13 protein-coding genes are annotated in these 14,246 nt (G+C 61.6%); 12 read left to right on the plus strand and 1 reads right to left on the minus strand.

What is annotated here, in order from left to right; translation table 11 throughout:
* Nucleotides 1-309 precede the first annotated feature (309 nt).
* The gene (locus BEN47_RS06860) at nucleotides 310-3,144 is read left to right on the plus strand and encodes a TonB-dependent receptor (protein ID WP_070726582.1); all 2,835 of its coding nucleotides are present in this window, start codon (nucleotides 310-312) and stop codon (nucleotides 3,142-3,144) included.
* An 83-nt stretch (nucleotides 3,145-3,227) separates the two neighbouring features.
* Here the strand turns inward: BEN47_RS06860 and BEN47_RS06865 are convergent, their stop codons facing one another.
* A complete protein-coding gene (locus BEN47_RS06865; protein WP_070726585.1) occupies nucleotides 3,228-4,244 on the minus strand; it encodes an OmpA family protein in 1,017 nt (338 codons plus the stop codon).
* Between the two features lie 192 nt (nucleotides 4,245-4,436).
* Here BEN47_RS06865 and BEN47_RS06870 point away from each other — a divergent pair, with 192 nt between their 5' ends.
* The 11 genes from BEN47_RS06870 (at nucleotide 4,437) to BEN47_RS23080 (ending at nucleotide 14,190) form a co-directional block, all read left to right on the plus strand.
* Nucleotides 4,437-5,483, plus strand: a complete 1,047-nt coding sequence (locus BEN47_RS06870) for a class I fructose-bisphosphate aldolase (RefSeq protein ID WP_070726588.1) — start codon at nucleotides 4,437-4,439, stop codon at nucleotides 5,481-5,483.
* 164 nt (nucleotides 5,484-5,647) lie between these two features.
* Complete coding sequence (gene accD / locus BEN47_RS06875) at nucleotides 5,648-6,550, plus strand: acetyl-CoA carboxylase, carboxyltransferase subunit beta (RefSeq protein ID WP_070726590.1); 903 nt, start codon at nucleotides 5,648-5,650, stop codon at nucleotides 6,548-6,550.
* A 118-nt stretch (nucleotides 6,551-6,668) separates the two neighbouring features.
* Nucleotides 6,669-7,415, plus strand: a complete 747-nt coding sequence (locus BEN47_RS06880) for a YiaD family glycine zipper/OmpA-like lipoprotein (RefSeq protein ID WP_193427133.1) — start codon at nucleotides 6,669-6,671, stop codon at nucleotides 7,413-7,415.
* 179 nt (nucleotides 7,416-7,594) lie between these two features.
* Complete coding sequence (locus BEN47_RS06885) at nucleotides 7,595-7,870, plus strand: YMGG-like glycine zipper-containing protein (protein ID WP_070726593.1); 276 nt, start codon at nucleotides 7,595-7,597, stop codon at nucleotides 7,868-7,870.
* A gap of 236 nt (nucleotides 7,871-8,106) precedes the next feature.
* Nucleotides 8,107-8,826 (plus strand): YiaD family glycine zipper/OmpA-like lipoprotein, encoded by a 720-nt coding sequence (locus BEN47_RS06890; protein WP_239691525.1) that lies wholly within the window; start codon nucleotides 8,107-8,109, stop codon nucleotides 8,824-8,826.
* 124 nt (nucleotides 8,827-8,950) lie between these two features.
* Nucleotides 8,951-10,345, plus strand: coding sequence for an alkaline phosphatase D family protein (locus BEN47_RS06895; protein ID WP_070726595.1), 1,395 nt, complete (start codon nucleotides 8,951-8,953; stop codon nucleotides 10,343-10,345).
* 34 nt (nucleotides 10,346-10,379) lie between these two features.
* Nucleotides 10,380-11,153, plus strand: coding sequence for an endonuclease III domain-containing protein (locus tag BEN47_RS06900; RefSeq protein ID WP_070726597.1), 774 nt, complete (start codon nucleotides 10,380-10,382; stop codon nucleotides 11,151-11,153).
* 165 nt (nucleotides 11,154-11,318) lie between these two features.
* Entirely contained in the window at nucleotides 11,319-12,305 is a 987-nt protein-coding gene (locus BEN47_RS06905; RefSeq protein WP_070726620.1) for a radical SAM protein, read from the plus strand.
* A gap of 197 nt (nucleotides 12,306-12,502) precedes the next feature.
* The gene (locus BEN47_RS06910) at nucleotides 12,503-13,015 is read left to right on the plus strand and encodes a gamma carbonic anhydrase family protein (RefSeq protein WP_070726599.1); all 513 of its coding nucleotides are present in this window, start codon (nucleotides 12,503-12,505) and stop codon (nucleotides 13,013-13,015) included.
* 265 nt (nucleotides 13,016-13,280) lie between these two features.
* On the plus strand, nucleotides 13,281-13,838 hold the full coding sequence (locus tag BEN47_RS06915) for a Riean_0653 family protein (RefSeq protein WP_070726600.1): 558 nt from the start codon (nucleotides 13,281-13,283) through the stop codon (nucleotides 13,836-13,838).
* A 16-nt stretch (nucleotides 13,839-13,854) separates the two neighbouring features.
* Nucleotides 13,855-14,190: a Riean_0653 family protein gene (locus BEN47_RS23080; protein ID WP_498365941.1), complete on the plus strand. Its 336-nt coding sequence runs from the start codon at nucleotides 13,855-13,857 to the stop codon at nucleotides 14,188-14,190.
* Nucleotides 14,191-14,246: the final 56 nt, after the last annotated feature.

The raw sequence follows: 14,246 nt of genomic DNA on the forward strand, positions 1-14,246 counted from the left end.
AGAGGGAATCCAGAGCGCCTGCCGGGCCAGCTCGCGCTATTAGCCGCGAACCACAAAACCGCAGGCCAACACCAACTGGCCACCACGGTTTCAGGTCGAAGAACGGTGCCGCTGTGGTTGCGAAGCGCAATAATGGGCTCAGGCGACCCGGTTTTTTGTATTTTCGGAAACCCCGAATGCGGGCTGTTGCGCCCCGAGTGCGGTGTGCGAAAGCAGGAGTGTCTGCCGTTCTAAATATATTTAATATATTATTAAAACATTTTCAGGTAATTAACACTTCAATACATTTTTTCACCAACCCTGTCCCTCATGAAAAACCTGTTACTAATGTTGTTATTAATGCTGAGCGGACTGGCCGCTCATGCCCAGAACGTGAACGTGACCGGCCGGGTGACGGGCGCATCTGGCGAGGCCCTGCCGGGCTCCACGGTGCTCGAACGCGGCACCTCCAACGGCACTTCCACGGGCGGCAACGGCGAGTTTTCGCTCTCGGTGAAGCCCGATGCCGTCCTCACGGTGCAGGCCATCGGCTTTGCAACCCAGCAGATTCCGGTGAACGGCCGCGGCATTGTCAACGTGCGCCTGGTAACCGCTGCGCAGGACCTCAACGAAGTGGTGGTGACCGGCTCCCGCGCTACTGAAGGCCGCTCCAACATCCTCACCACGGCCCCGGTCGATGTGATTTCGGCCCGCGAAATTAAGGCCTTCGCCCAAACCGACGTGTCGCAGGTGCTCACCTACGCGGCGCCCTCGTTCCAGTCGTCGCGCCAGGCCATTTCCGACGGCACCGACCACGTGGACCCCGCCAGCCTGCGCGGCCTGGGCCCCGACCAGGTACTGGTGCTGGTGAACGGCAAGCGCCGCCACAACTCGGCGCTGGTCAACATCAACGGCACGGTGGGCCGCGGCTCCGTGGGCACCGACCTCAACGTCATTCCCCTGGCGTCCATCAAGCGCATTGAGGTGCTGCGCGAAGGCGCGGCGGCGCTCTACGGCTCCGACGCCATTGCCGGCGTTATCAACATTCAGCTCAAAGACGACTCGACCGGCGTGACGGCCAGCGCCACCGGCGGCCAGACCTACGAGGGCGACGGCCGCGTGTTCCAGGGCGATGCCAACGTGGGCATTGGCCTGGGCGGCCGTGGCTTCGTGGACGTAAGCGGGCAGTTTCTGAACCGCGGCTACACCAACCGCACTTTCGAAGACACGGCTCCGCTCATGTTTCTGGGCAATAGTGGCGGCAACTACCCCGCCAGCGCCAACACCGAGCAGCTGCGCCGCGACCTCAAGGCGCAGGACGATGCCCTGGTGCGCGAGCGCGGCTTCGACCGCAAGAACATGCGCGTGGGCAATTCGGAGTCCCGCAACTTCGGGGGCTTCGTGAACGCGGCCTACCGCCTTGGCGGCGGCATCGAAGCCTACGTTTCGGGGGGCGTGACGCACCGTACCGGCAAGGCCGCCGGCTTCTACCGCCTGGCCAATCAGGCCGCGCAGAGCGACCTGTCCATCTTCCCCAACGGCTTCCTGCCGTTCATCAACACCACCATCGACGACCAGTCGGCCATCACGGGCCTGCGCGCCACCATCGGCGGCTTTGCCGCCGACCTGAGCAATACCTACGGCCGCAACGAGCTGAGCTTCGACATCAGCAACACCATCAATGCCTCGTTGCCGCAGACGTCGGGCGTGCGTAACCCCACTGAATTTTACGCCGGCAAGCTGAACTTCAGCCAAAACACCACCAACCTGGGCTTGTCGCGCAAGTTCACCGGCATTGGGCCGCTGGCTACGCTCAACGTGGCATTTGGCGGTGAATACCGCGTCGACCGGTTCCAGATTGGTGCCGGCGAGCCCAATTCCTACATCAACGGCGGCCGCCGCATCAACGTGACCCCGACCAACCCCAACGGGGCGCCCACGGCCTCGGGCGCGCAGGTATTTCCGGGCTACCAGCCTAGCGACGAAGTGGACCGCTCGCGCTCCAACGTGGCCGGCTACGTAGACCTGGAAAGCGACATTACCGAGAAGCTGCTGCTGCGCGTGGCCGGCCGCGCCGAAAACTACAGCGACTTTGGCTCGAACGTGAGCGGGCAGGTGGCCGGCCGCTACAGCATCCTCGACGGGCTGGCCGTGCGCGGCTCGGTGGGCAACGGCTTCCGGGCGCCGTCGCTGCAGCAGCGGTACTTCACCAACACCAGCACCCAGTTCGTGAGCGGCATTGCCAACCAGGTGCTCACCGTGAACAACGACGACCCCATTGTGCGCAACAGCTTCAATAACGCGGGCCAGAAGGGCTTTGGCGTGGGGCCCCTCAAGCAGGAAAAATCGGTGAACTACAGCCTGGGCATCACCGCCCGCGTGGCGAGTACCCTCACCCTGACCGTGGACGCCTACCAAATCGACATCGACGACCGCATTGTGCTCTCGTCGCAGTTTGCCAAAACCAACGCCGCCAACACGCCTCCGGTCACGGCGATTGACCAGATTCTGGCCGGCCGCGACGTGAGCCGCGTGCAGTTCTTCGCCAACGCCATCAACACCCGCACCCGTGGCATCGACATCGTGGCCAACGAGCGCCTCACGCTGGGCACCAGCCGCCTGGGCTTCACGGTGGCCGCCAACTTCACCGAAACGAAAGTGCGCGGCCTCAACACGTCGTCCAGCACCATCAACGAAAACGCCAGCCTGCAAAACACCTTGTTCGACCGCCAGCAGCGCACCCGCATCGAGTCGGCCCAGCCCCGCAGCAAAATCAACCTGGCCGCCAACTACGGCTACGGCATCTTTGGCGTCGAGCTGCGCACCGTGCGGTTTGGCGAGGTAAAGTTCCGCGACGCCGACCCAGCCCGCGCCGCCCTCGTCGACCAAACGTTTGCGGCCAAATGGATTACCGACTTGTCCATCAGCGCCCAGGTAATCAAGCAGCTCGGCATCACCATCGGGGCCAACAACCTGTTCGACGTGTACCCCGACAAGTTCCGCCTGCATCCCCGCAACAACCCCAACAACTTCTCGGTGGACCCGGCCACGAGCTTCAGCTCCGGCCTCGACAACACCAACCGCAACCGCTTCGTGTACAACGCCAACCAGTTTGGCTTCAACGGCGGCTACTACTTTGCCCGCCTCAACTTCACGCTGCTGTAGCCAACAGGCACATCATAGTGAAGCCCAAAAAGAAGGCCCGTGCTACGCAGCACGGGCCTTCTTTTTGTTCGGATGCCAGCGTCTTACCTGCTCGTGGCCGGCGTGGCTGAGGAGCTGTCCAGAATCTTAAACAGCTCGTCGAGTTTCGGCGTCAGGATGATTTCGGTGCGGCGGTTCAGGGCCTTATTAGCAGGCGTGTCGTTGGCCGCTACCGGCACGTACTTGCCGCGGCCCGAAGCCGTGACGCGCTCCGGAGCCACGCCGGCCGTGGTGAGCAGGCGGGCAATTTCGGTGGCCCGCAGGGCGCTCAGGTCCCAGTTATCGGTCATGCCGGCGGTGCCGCGCGCAATGGGCACGGAGTCGGTGTGGCCTTCTACCACCACGTTCACGTCTTTCTGCTCCTGCAGCACGGCGGCGAGGGTTTTCAGGGCTTCCTGGCCTTTGGGGTCCACTTTGGTGGAACCCGACTTGAACAGCAGCTGCTCGGAGAGCGACACGTACACCTTGCCGTCTTTCAGCTTCACTTGCAGGTCGCTGCTGTTGAAGCTGAGCAGGGCCTTGCTCACGCGGGCCTTCAGGTCGTCTACGGCCTTGTCCTTGTCGGCCAAGGCTTTGGTAAGCTCCGTGAGGCGGGCTTCGCGGCCCTTGAGGTCGGCGGCGAGGCGGTCGTTTTCGGCTTTACTTTTTTGCAGCGACACGTCCAGCGTGCCCAGCTCGGCTTCGCGGCGGGCCAGGTCCTGGGCCACCTTGTTGTAGTCCGAGGACTTGTTAGCCAGCTCGCGGTCACTGTTTTTGAGCAGCTTCTCGAAGCTGCTGTTGAGCTGGTTGTAGAGCGTGCGGGTTTTGCGGTAGGCGGCACCGGTTTCGGTCGAGTCGGTGACGAGGCGCTTCTGGGTGAGGCGCAGCTGGGCCAGCTCGTCGGTGGCTTTCTGCAGTTCGGCGGTGGCGCCGCGGTACTGGCGCTCGGCGGCGGCTTTGCCGTCGGCGTCGGCTCGCTGGCGGGCGCTCAGGTCGTCGTACTTTTTGGCCGTCACGCAGCCGTTGAGGGCGGGCGCGGCGAGCAGGGAAAGGGCCAGCAGGGCGGGGGAGAAGTTTTTCACGGGATAAAGAGAGGCAACGGACCAGTCCTCGGCAGCCGGACTATCCGGCCGTGTTTGGTGGAGCAAGGTAGCGCTTGGCGCGCTGCCACCGCCTCTGCAGGTCAATTTGCCCGGTACTTTTCGGCCTATATTTGCTTGCTTCCCCGGCTGGCTGCGGCTGGCCGTCTTCCATCCCCACCCCGCTCTTTCTGAATGGCCTCCACCCTGACTTTGAGCCCCGAAAACGAAGCCCTGCTCACTCACCAATGCGTGGTAAGCAAGGACCTGATTCACGCACCTGGCCCCGATTTTCTGGACCGCTGCTTTGTGCCCGGCAGCCGCACGCCGCAGGTGCTGCGCAGCCTGGGCGCGCTCTACGGCCACGGCCGCCTGGCCGGCACCGGCTACGTGAGCATCCTGCCCGTAGACCAGGGCATTGAGCACACGGCGGGCGCGTCGTTTGGCCCCAACCCAATGTATTTCGACCCCGAAAACATTCTCCGGCTGGCCATTGAGGGTGGCTGCAACGCGGTGGCCACCACCTTCGGCACTTTCGGGACAGTGGCCCGCAAATACGCCCACAAAATCCCGTTTCTGGTCAAAATCAACCACAATGAGCTGCTGACCTACCCCAATAAATTCAACCAGATACTGTTTGGGTCGGTGCGGCAGGCCTGGGACCTGGGCGCTACGGCCGTGGGAGCCACGGTGTATTTTGGCTCGGAAGACAGCAACCGGCAGATTACGGAAGTAACCGAAGCGTTTGAGGAGGCCCACCGGCTGGGCATGGCCACCGTGCTCTGGTGCTACACCCGCAACAACGCCTTCAAAACCGCTGCGAAGGATTTTCATGTGGCGGCCGACCTCACCGGGCAGGCCAACCACCTGGGCGTGACCATGGGCGCCGACATCATCAAGCAGAAGCTGCCCGAAAATAACGGCGGCTTCTCGGCGCTGAAGTTTGGCAAGACGTTCCCGTCGATGTACGAAACCCTCAGCACTGACCACCCCATCGACCTCACCCGCTACCAGGTGTTGAATTGCTATTCCGGCCGCATCGGCCTCATCAACTCCGGCGGCGAAAGCCTGGGCCAAGGCGACCTGGAAGCGGCCATCCGGACGGCCATTGTGAACAAGCGCGCCGGCGGGCAGGGCCTGATTTCGGGCCGCAAAGCTTTCCAGCGGCCCTTTGCCGAGGGCGTACAATTGCTCAATGCCATTCAGGACGTGTACCTAGACGAAAGCATTACCCTGGCGTAGGCAGGCAGCGGTCCGGCAGGGCCGGGCCGCGTTTCGCAAGCCCGGCGTCGGATATGGCTTATCTTTGGCGCCCGGTTTTCATTCGGCCCGACAGGCCTTTGGCTTGCGGTCTTCCCTTCAAAATAAAGCTAATAGCGAACAGCTATCAGCCATCAGCTAACAATATGGCCTGGTTTAAGCGCGTAGAAAAGGGCATCGTTACCCCCACCGACCAAAAAAAGGAGACCCCCGACGGCCTCTGGCACAAGTGTCCGGAATGCAAAACCGTGGTGACCATGGCCGAGCACAAGCGCCACCGCTGCGTGTGCGGCTCCTGCACTCATCACGACCGGATTGACGCCGCCGACTACTTCGAATTTCTCTTCGATGACGGCCAATTCACCGAGCTCGACGCCAACCTGACCTCGGGCGACCCGCTGCGGTTTGTCGACACCAAGGAGTACCCCAAGCGCCTGGTGGCCACGGAGCACAACACGGGCCTGAAAGATGCCGTGCGCACCGCCCACGGCCTGTCCACGGGCCAGCCGCTGGTGGTGGCGGCCATGGATTTCAAATTCATTGGCGGCTCGATGGGCTCGGTGGTGGGCGAGAAAATTGCCCGCGCCATTGACTACGCCCGCCAAAACCGCACGCCGTTCCTGATGATTTCGCGCTCCGGCGGCGCCCGCATGATGGAGGCCGGCTACTCGCTGATGCAAATGGCCAAGACCTCGGCCAAGCTGGCGCTGCTCTCCGAAGCCGGCGTGCCCTACGTGAGCCTGCTCACGGACCCCACTACGGGCGGCGTCACGGCGTCGTTTGCCATGCTGGGCGACTTTAACATTGCCGAGCCGGGCGCCCTCATTGGCTTCGCCGGCCCGCGGGTTATCAAAGAGACCATTGGCAAGGACCTGCCCAAGGGCTTCCAGAGCGCCGAGTTTGTGCTGGAGCACGGCTTCCTCGATTTCATCGTTGACCGCCGCGAGCTTAAGCAGCGCCTGGCCGACTTGTTGGGCATGCTGCAGCCCGTGGTGGCCGCTGCGCCCGGGCAGCGTGAAGCCCGCCGCACGCCCATCAAAGCCCATTAAGGACGTTTTGACTGCTTTTCCAACATTCGGCACATTTATTGAAAAGCCCGTTTCCGATACCGGAACGGGTTTTTCCCGTATAAGCCCGAAAATACCTTCACCCAATTCTTTTTTTCACATGAACTCCTCCAAATCTCTTCTTTCCGTCCTGATGGCTTTCGTGCTGTTGTTCAGCTCGTGCGCAACGTCGCAGCAAGCCGGCACCACCCAGCCCGACCTCTCGGGTAACAACGGCACCGGCGCCCGCAAAACCGGTATGAGCAAAACCGCTAAAGGTGGCCTGATTGGCGCCGGTAGTGGCGCGGCGGCTGGTGCCATCCTGGGCCGCGTAATTGGCGGCGGCAAAGGCACTGCCATTGGTGCCATTGTGGGTGCTGCCGCTGGCGGCGCTACGGGTGCCATTATTGGCCGCAAAATGGACAAAGCCGCCGAAGACCTGCAGCGCGATATGAAAAACGCCAAGGTAGAGCGCGTGGGCGAAGGCATCAAAATTACCTTCGATTCGGGCATCCTGTTCGACACCAACTCGTCTACCCTGCGCCCGGCCTCGCTGAGTGAAATCGACAAGATGGCCGATGTGCTCCAGAAGTACCCCGACACCAACGTACTGGTGGAAGGCCACACCGATGCCAGCGGTTCGGATGCCATCAACCAGCCGTTGTCAGAGCGTCGGGCTCAGGCCGTAGCCGGCGAAGCCATCGCCAAAGGCGTATCGCCCAGCCGCGTGACTACGCAGGGTTATGGCTCGTCGCAGCCCATCGGCGACAATTCTACCGCCGAAGGCAAGCAGGCCAACCGCCGCGTAGAAATTGCCATCTATGCCAACGAGAAGATGAAGAAAGCTGCCGAAGACGGCCGCTTGTAGTCTGAAGCTCTCATTTTCCAACGCCGGGCTGCTCTATGCAGCAGCCCGGGCCGTGGGAAACCAAAAAGGCCGCCCGATTGGGCGGCCTTTTTTCGTGTAGTACTGCAGAAGAGGGTGCAACTCAGGCGGTAGAGGCTGCGTTTAACGAGCATTATTTTCACTACTAATTGTTACTCGCCATGAAACCATTCAAGTTGTTTTTCCTGCTGGTCTTCTCGTTCTTTTTGCTGGCTGGTTCGGCCGTGCAGGCCCAAACGCCCAAAAAAGGGTGGAGCAACAAGGCCAAAGGTGCCACGGTGGGTGCCGGCGCGGGCGCCGTAACCGGGGCCATCATCGGGGGCGGCAAAGGCGCCATCATTGGCGGTGCTGCGGGCGCTGTGGGGGGCGGGCTGATAGGCCGCAACCGAGACAAGAAGAAAGACCCGGCCCGCTACAAAGAGTATCGCAAGAAATAATAATTTTCTCGCGGGCTGTGCGGGCTTATCAATAACCCACAAAAAAAGGCTCTTCCGCTACGGGAGGGCCTTTTTTGGTACTTGGCCGTGCTGCGACAGGGGTTGGTCGAGCCATAAGAGCAGTCGGGCTGGAAGAGTTTGGCAAGATGGTTGCTAAATATCGAAATTGCCGGCCTGCTGTTTCTAACTACAGTATCTTTACCAGCCGCTAACCATTACCAAACCCTTTTTCACTCATGAAATTCCTTCGTTTGTCATTTACTCTTCTGTTGGCCCTGTTGCTGATGGTTGATAACTTCGCCCAGGCCCAATCTTCTACCGTAGGCACTGCTCGCCCCAAAGGCACGATGAGCAAAACCCTCAAAGGTGGCCTCATTGGCGGCCTGGGTGGCGCGGTAGCTGGTGGCGTGGCGGGTCGAGTCATCGGCGGCAAGTCGGGCACTGCCAAAGGTGCTATTATTGGTGCTGCCGTAGGTGGTGCCGGTGGCGCTCTCATCGGCCGCCGTATGGACAAGCAAGCCGCTGAGCTGCGCCGCGACCTGGAAGGCGCCACGGTAGAGCGCGTGGGCGAAGGCATCAAAATCACCTTCGCTTCGGGCATTCTTTTCGGCACCAACTCGTCGTCGCTCACGCCGGCCGCGGCCGGCAACATCGACCAGTTGGCCGCTACCCTGAAAAAGTATGGTGACACCAACGTGGTGGTGGAAGGCCACACCGATAGCTCGGGTTCGGACGCCATCAACCAGCCCCTGTCGGAGCGCCGCGCTCGTGCTGTGGCCAACGAAATCACGTCCCAGGGCATCGACGATGCCCGCATCACTTCGACGGGCTACGGCTCGACCCAGCCCGTGGCCGACAACACCTCGGTAGCGGGTAAAGCAGCCAACCGCCGCGTGGAAGTAGCCATCTTCGCCAACGAGAAAATGCAGAAAGCCGCCAAGCGCGGCCAGCTGTAAAATGAGTTGCTAGCACGCTAGCATAAGATTGCAAAAGCCAGTGGCCGTTTTCGGTCGCTGGCTTTTTTTTGGTCCGTAGTGGTCCTACCGCTGTACCCAGCAGGGCCAGCAAGTACATTTGGGCATGAGATTGTCTATTTGGTTGCGGCTGGCCGCAGGGGTAGTATTGATTGCGGGTGCGGCAGAAGCCCAACCCCGCAAGGCCGTTTCTTCCACGGCCAAGACCAAGACCGCCCAGGGGCGGGCTGCGGCCACTGGCTTGCTGCGCTCGGGGCCCATGGTGGGGTATTCGGAAATGCGGGAGGTGGCGCTGTGGGTGCAGGCCACGGGCCCGGCCACGGCCCAGATTGAGTATTGGGACAAGGAAAAGCCGCAGGTGAGGTGGCGCACGGCGCCCGTGGCCGCCACGGCTACCCACGCCTACACGGCCCATCTGCTCGCCGACCAGGTGCAGCCCGGCCGGCTCTACGCCTACGCCCTGTACCTGAACGGCCAGCGCGTGGCCCGGCCCTACCCGCTGGAGTTTCAGAGCCTGGGCCAGTGGCAGTTTCAGCGCGACCCGCCCGACTTTCGCTTTGCACTCGGCTCGTGCGTGTACGTGAATGACCCGGCGTATGACCGGCCGGGGTCAGCTTACGGCGGCAATTACGACATCTTCAAGACCATTGACGCCCAGCGGCCGGACTTCATGCTTTGGCTGGGTGATAATACCTACCTGCGCCCCGCCGATTGGAACACGCGCACCGGCATCTACCACCGCTACTCGCACTCCCGGGCCCTGCCCGAGATGCAGCCGCTGCTGGCCCGCACCCACAACTACGCCATCTGGGACGACCACGATTACGGAACCAATGACTCGGACCGCAGCTACGCCGGCAAGGACATTACCCTGGGGGCTTTCAAGGATTTTTGGGCCAACCCCAACTACGGCCAGGCGGCCGGCCAAGGCATCAGCGGCACCTTTGAGTGGTACGACGTGCAGGTTTTTCTGCTCGACGACCGGTGGTTTCGGGCACCCAATCGCTACAATCAGAAGGAGGCCAGCTACCTGGGCCCCGCGCAGTTGACCTGGCTGCTCGACGCCCTCACCACCAGCCAGGCCACGTTCAAGCTGGTGGCCGTGGGCGGGCAGGTGCTGAACCCGGCCAAGGTGTTTGAGAATTACAGCAACTACGAGCAGGAGCGGGCCGCCCTGCTGCAGGGCATTGCCAACCGTAAAATCAGCGGCGTGGTATTTCTCGACGGCGACCGCCACCACACCGAGCTCACCAGGCTAGAACGCCCGGGCACGTACCCGCTCTACGATTTCACCTGCTCGCCCCTGACCAGCGGGGTGGCCACCGGCGGGCGCACCGAAGCCAACACTAGCCGCGTGGACGGCACCCTGGTGACGGAGCGCAACTTTGCCATGCTGGCCGTGAGCGGCCCGCAGGCCACGCGCCAGCTGCGCATTGCGGTGCACAACCACGCGGGCGCCCTGCTGTGGGAGCGCAGCATTGCGGCCGCCGAGCTGAAATGACAACCTAACTGCCCGCCGGCCGGTACAACCGGCCATGCCCGCTCCCGACGCTACCTACGCCTCGCCCGCCGCCGAAAAAGCCTGGGCCGACCACGCCATTCTGGATTTTTTCTACGGCCACCTGCCGCCCGCGCCGCGCCGCATGCCCATGCGCGAGCTCATCTCCACGGTGCTGTCGCACCGCACCACCCACGCCGACGAAGAGCTGGCCTACGACCGCATGCTGGCAGCCTACGGCGACTGGCCTGGCGTGCTGGCTGCGCCCACCGCGGAGTTGGCCCACGCCATCCGGACCACGCGCTGGCCCGACACCCAGGCGCCACGCATTCAGGAGATTCTGCGGCGCATTCAGACCGAGACGGGTGGGGCGTTTGACCTGGACTTTCTGGCCGAATGGCCGGTGGACCGGGGCATGGCCTGGCTCACGGATATGCCCGGCATTGGGCTGAAAACGGCCTCTTTGGTGCTGCTCTTCAACTACCACAAGCCGGTGTTGCCCGTGGATGCACACGTGCACCGCGTGGCCCAGCGCGTGGGCTTTCTTGGGCCGAAGGTGTCGGTGGAAAAAGCCCATAGCGTGCTGCTGGCCCTGCTGCCCGCCGATGGCGAAACGCTTTTCAACTTCCACAAACACAACTACTGGCACGGGCAGCAAATCTGCTTTTTCCTGAAGCCCAACTGCCCGCGATGCCCCCTCAAGGGCTTTTGCAACTACTACCAGGAGCACTATGGCGCGGCCACGGCGGAGGCGTTGGCCGCTACGCCCAGCCAGTGGGACCCCGCCGCCTGGGGCAAGCTACCACACTAGTTGAATGCCCCGAACGTCATGCTGAGAATACCCGGCACGTCATGCTGAGCTTGCCGAAGCATCTCTGCTACGGGAGTAACTATTTACTATTGCGGTAGAGATGCTTCGGCTGCGCTCAGCATGACGTGCCGGGGCATGACGTTCTGGGGGCTGTACCTTTACACCATGCGCCTCGTCAAGCATCCTGTTCTGTGCAATTACTACGTCACGTACCGGTGCAATGCGAAGTGCGCGTTTTGTGACATCTGGGAAAAGCCGTCGCCCTATATCACGCTGGAGGACGTGACGCAGAACCTGCGCGACCTCAAGCGGCTGGGGGTGTCGGTGCTGGACTTCACGGGCGGCGAGCCGCTGCTGCACCGGCAACTGCCGGAGTTTCTGGCTCTGGCCCGCGAAATGGGGTTCATCACCACCGTGACCACCAACGGCCTGCTGTATCCCAAGAATGCGGAGAAGCTGCGCGGACTGGTCGATATGCTGCACTTCTCACTCGACTCGGCCGACCGCGATACGCACGACTTGGGCCGGGGCGTGGCCTGCTACGATTTTGTGCTCGAAAGCATTCGCGTGGCCAAGGAATTGGGCGAGCGGCCGGACATTCTCTTCACCGTGTTCCGCAAAAACCTGGCGGACCTGGAGGCCGTGTACCGCGACATCACCCAGCCCAACAACCTGGTCCTCATTCTAAACCCGGCCTTTGAATACGGCGACGTGGAAACCGGCGAGCAGCTCACGCCCGAGGAGCTGGACTACCTGTCCGCTTTCGGCAAGCGCAAGGGTGTGTACCTCAACGAGGCGTTCATTGCGCTGCGGCGTGACGGCGGCAACCACGTAGCCGCGCCGGTGTGCCGGGCGGCCAGCACCACGCTGGTCATTTCGCCTAGCAACGAGCTGGTGCTGCCCTGCTACCACCTCGGCGAACAGAAATTCCCCATCGAAGGCAAGCTGTTTGACCTTTACAACGCGCCCGAAACCCAGCGCCTGGCCGCGCTGGAAGGCCGCCTGCCCGCCTGCGAAGGCTGTACCATCAACTGCTACATGCAGCCCAGCTTCGCGGTGGAAACCAGCAAATACTTCTGGCAGGCATTGCCCAGCACGCTGAAGTACAACTGGGAAAAAGGCACGTGGAAGCGGTTAATTGGAGTAGCGTAAGGACGTTAAGAAACAAAAAAGAACGTCATGCTGAGCGCAGTCGAAGCATCTCTACCGCGATAGTGACTCATTCGATTGAATTACTAATACGGTAGAGATGCTTCGACTGCGCTCAGCATGACGTTCTTTTGCTCACTGCTCACTGCTCACTGCTCACTGCTCACTGCTCACTGCTCACTGCTCACTGCTCACTGCTCATGCCCGCTCTAATCCTCCCCGTTCACGGCATCATGCCCACCATCCCGGCCGACTGCTTTATCGCCGACAACGCCACCATCGTCGGTGACGTTGTCCTCGGCTCGAAATGCACGGTTTGGTTCACGGCCGTGATTCGCGGCGACGTGCACCGCATCCGCATCGGCGACGAAACCAACGTGCAGGACGGCGCGGTGCTGCACTGCACCTACCAGCAAGCGCCGCTCACCATCGGCAGCCGCGTGAGCATCGGGCACCGGGCGCTGGTGCACGGCTGCACCGTGGAGGACGACGTGCTCATCGGCATGGGCGCCATTGTGATGGACCACGCCGTGGTGGGCACGGGCTGCATCATCGCGGCCGGGGCCGTGGTGCTGGAGAATTTTGTGTGCGAGCCGGGTTTTTTGTACGCCGGCGTGCCCGCCAAAAAAATCAAGCCCGTGACGGAGGCGCAACGCGAAGGACTGCAGCGCACCGCCGCCAACTACCAGATGTACGCCGGCTGGTTTCGGTAAAAGCACGCCAACTGGTGCCGTTTCGCGCAGTCCCGTCCGCTGCTGAAAAGTCCGTAAAAAATCCTGATTTTATTGAATCAGGGTGTTCAGTGGGCTTGTTTGGTTCTGAAAGGGGCAAACAGGAAGTCCACTTTCTCTACATTTTTGATTTCGTAGGGGCGTCTTAACCCGTACATTCGGTGCGATTAATACAGTGGGCCTTGTGGCTTCACATTGGCTGCGCTTATGCAGCAGCTCTACGCATCATCCGGCTACGCTCTACCTCATGGATTTTCCCCAAAAACAAGCTGGACATTCTGCCCTGTTGCTAGCCGCGCTGCTGGGCCTGAGCCAGTGCAAAAAGGACAACTCCAGCCCAGCGGACCAACTGCCGCCCGCCACCCAAACCGGGGCCAACACCTTCGGCTGCCTGCTCAACGGCCAGCCCTGGACGCCCAACGGAAACAATGGGAAACCCAACTTCAATGTTAGTTATGACCCCGGTTATGCAGGGGGTGCCTTGCAGGTTAAGACATACCGCTATGTTGAACCAAATCAGGTACGGCAAGGCATCACATTCGGGGCAGCTAACGTGACGCAGGCAGGTGTTTACAGCTTTGATTTGCTTAACAGCAACTCAGTGTTCTACAATGACTTGGGCAAGCCATCTCCCTGTGACTACATCGGGGACCCTCCCCGTGTTACCTACCGAAAGGGCACACTCACTATTACGCGGCTGGACCTGACGCAAGGCATCATCTCAGGCACATTTGCCTTCACGCTTTATCAGCCCGGCTGCGACAGCGTGCGCGTCACCAACGGCCGCTTCGACAAGAAACTGTAGCATTTCCCTTTCCGCCATGCTCCGCAAAATCTGCCTCTACTCGGCCCTGCTGCTGCTCACGCAGTGCTCGGCGTGCCAACGCAACGACCCGAAGCCCGAACCCCCCAAAGACCCGCTCAGCCAACTCCCGCCCGAAACCCAAGTCGGGCAGCGCACCTTCGGCTGCCTGGTCAACGGCGAAGCGTGGACGCCCGCTGGAAGCCCATTTGGCGGACCAGTGTTGACCACTCAATACAGCAGTGGGGACTTAAGCTTAAGTGCAAGCGGACTCACTGCTGATGGAAAGACTTCCGGTGGAGTAATACAGATTAGGACGTGTGAACAATTAAAGCCACATCAGGATGGCTCCTAGCGTGACCATTGCCAGAAAGGTACTGGCGTTCTTCTCGTAACGCGAGGCGAGGGCCC

It is taken from the genome of Hymenobacter lapidarius (assembly GCF_001816145.1).
Lineage (GTDB): Bacteria > Bacteroidota > Bacteroidia > Cytophagales > Hymenobacteraceae > Hymenobacter > Hymenobacter lapidarius.

Bases quoted from the DNA above. Each gene is read 5' to 3' on its own strand.
- BEN47_RS06860 (WP_070726582.1), top strand. From the start codon at position 310: ATGAAAAACCTGTTACTAATGTTGTTATTAATGCTGAGCGGACTGGCC.
- BEN47_RS06870 (WP_070726588.1), top strand. From the start codon at position 4,437: ATGGCCTCCACCCTGACTTTGAGCCCCGAAAACGAAGCCCTGCTCACT.
- accD (WP_070726590.1), top strand. From the start codon at position 5,648: ATGGCCTGGTTTAAGCGCGTAGAAAAGGGCATCGTTACCCCCACCGAC.
- BEN47_RS06880 (WP_193427133.1), top strand. From the start codon at position 6,669: ATGAACTCCTCCAAATCTCTTCTTTCCGTCCTGATGGCTTTCGTGCTG.
- BEN47_RS06885 (WP_070726593.1), top strand. From the start codon at position 7,595: ATGAAACCATTCAAGTTGTTTTTCCTGCTGGTCTTCTCGTTCTTTTTG.
- BEN47_RS06890 (WP_239691525.1), top strand. From the start codon at position 8,107: ATGAAATTCCTTCGTTTGTCATTTACTCTTCTGTTGGCCCTGTTGCTG.
- BEN47_RS06895 (WP_070726595.1), top strand. From the start codon at position 8,951: ATGAGATTGTCTATTTGGTTGCGGCTGGCCGCAGGGGTAGTATTGATT.
- BEN47_RS06900 (WP_070726597.1), top strand. From the start codon at position 10,380: ATGCCCGCTCCCGACGCTACCTACGCCTCGCCCGCCGCCGAAAAAGCC.
- BEN47_RS06905 (WP_070726620.1), top strand. From the start codon at position 11,319: ATGCGCCTCGTCAAGCATCCTGTTCTGTGCAATTACTACGTCACGTAC.
- BEN47_RS06910 (WP_070726599.1), top strand. From the start codon at position 12,503: ATGCCCGCTCTAATCCTCCCCGTTCACGGCATCATGCCCACCATCCCG.
- BEN47_RS06915 (WP_070726600.1), top strand. From the start codon at position 13,281: ATGGATTTTCCCCAAAAACAAGCTGGACATTCTGCCCTGTTGCTAGCC.
- BEN47_RS23080 (WP_498365941.1), top strand. From the start codon at position 13,855: ATGCTCCGCAAAATCTGCCTCTACTCGGCCCTGCTGCTGCTCACGCAG.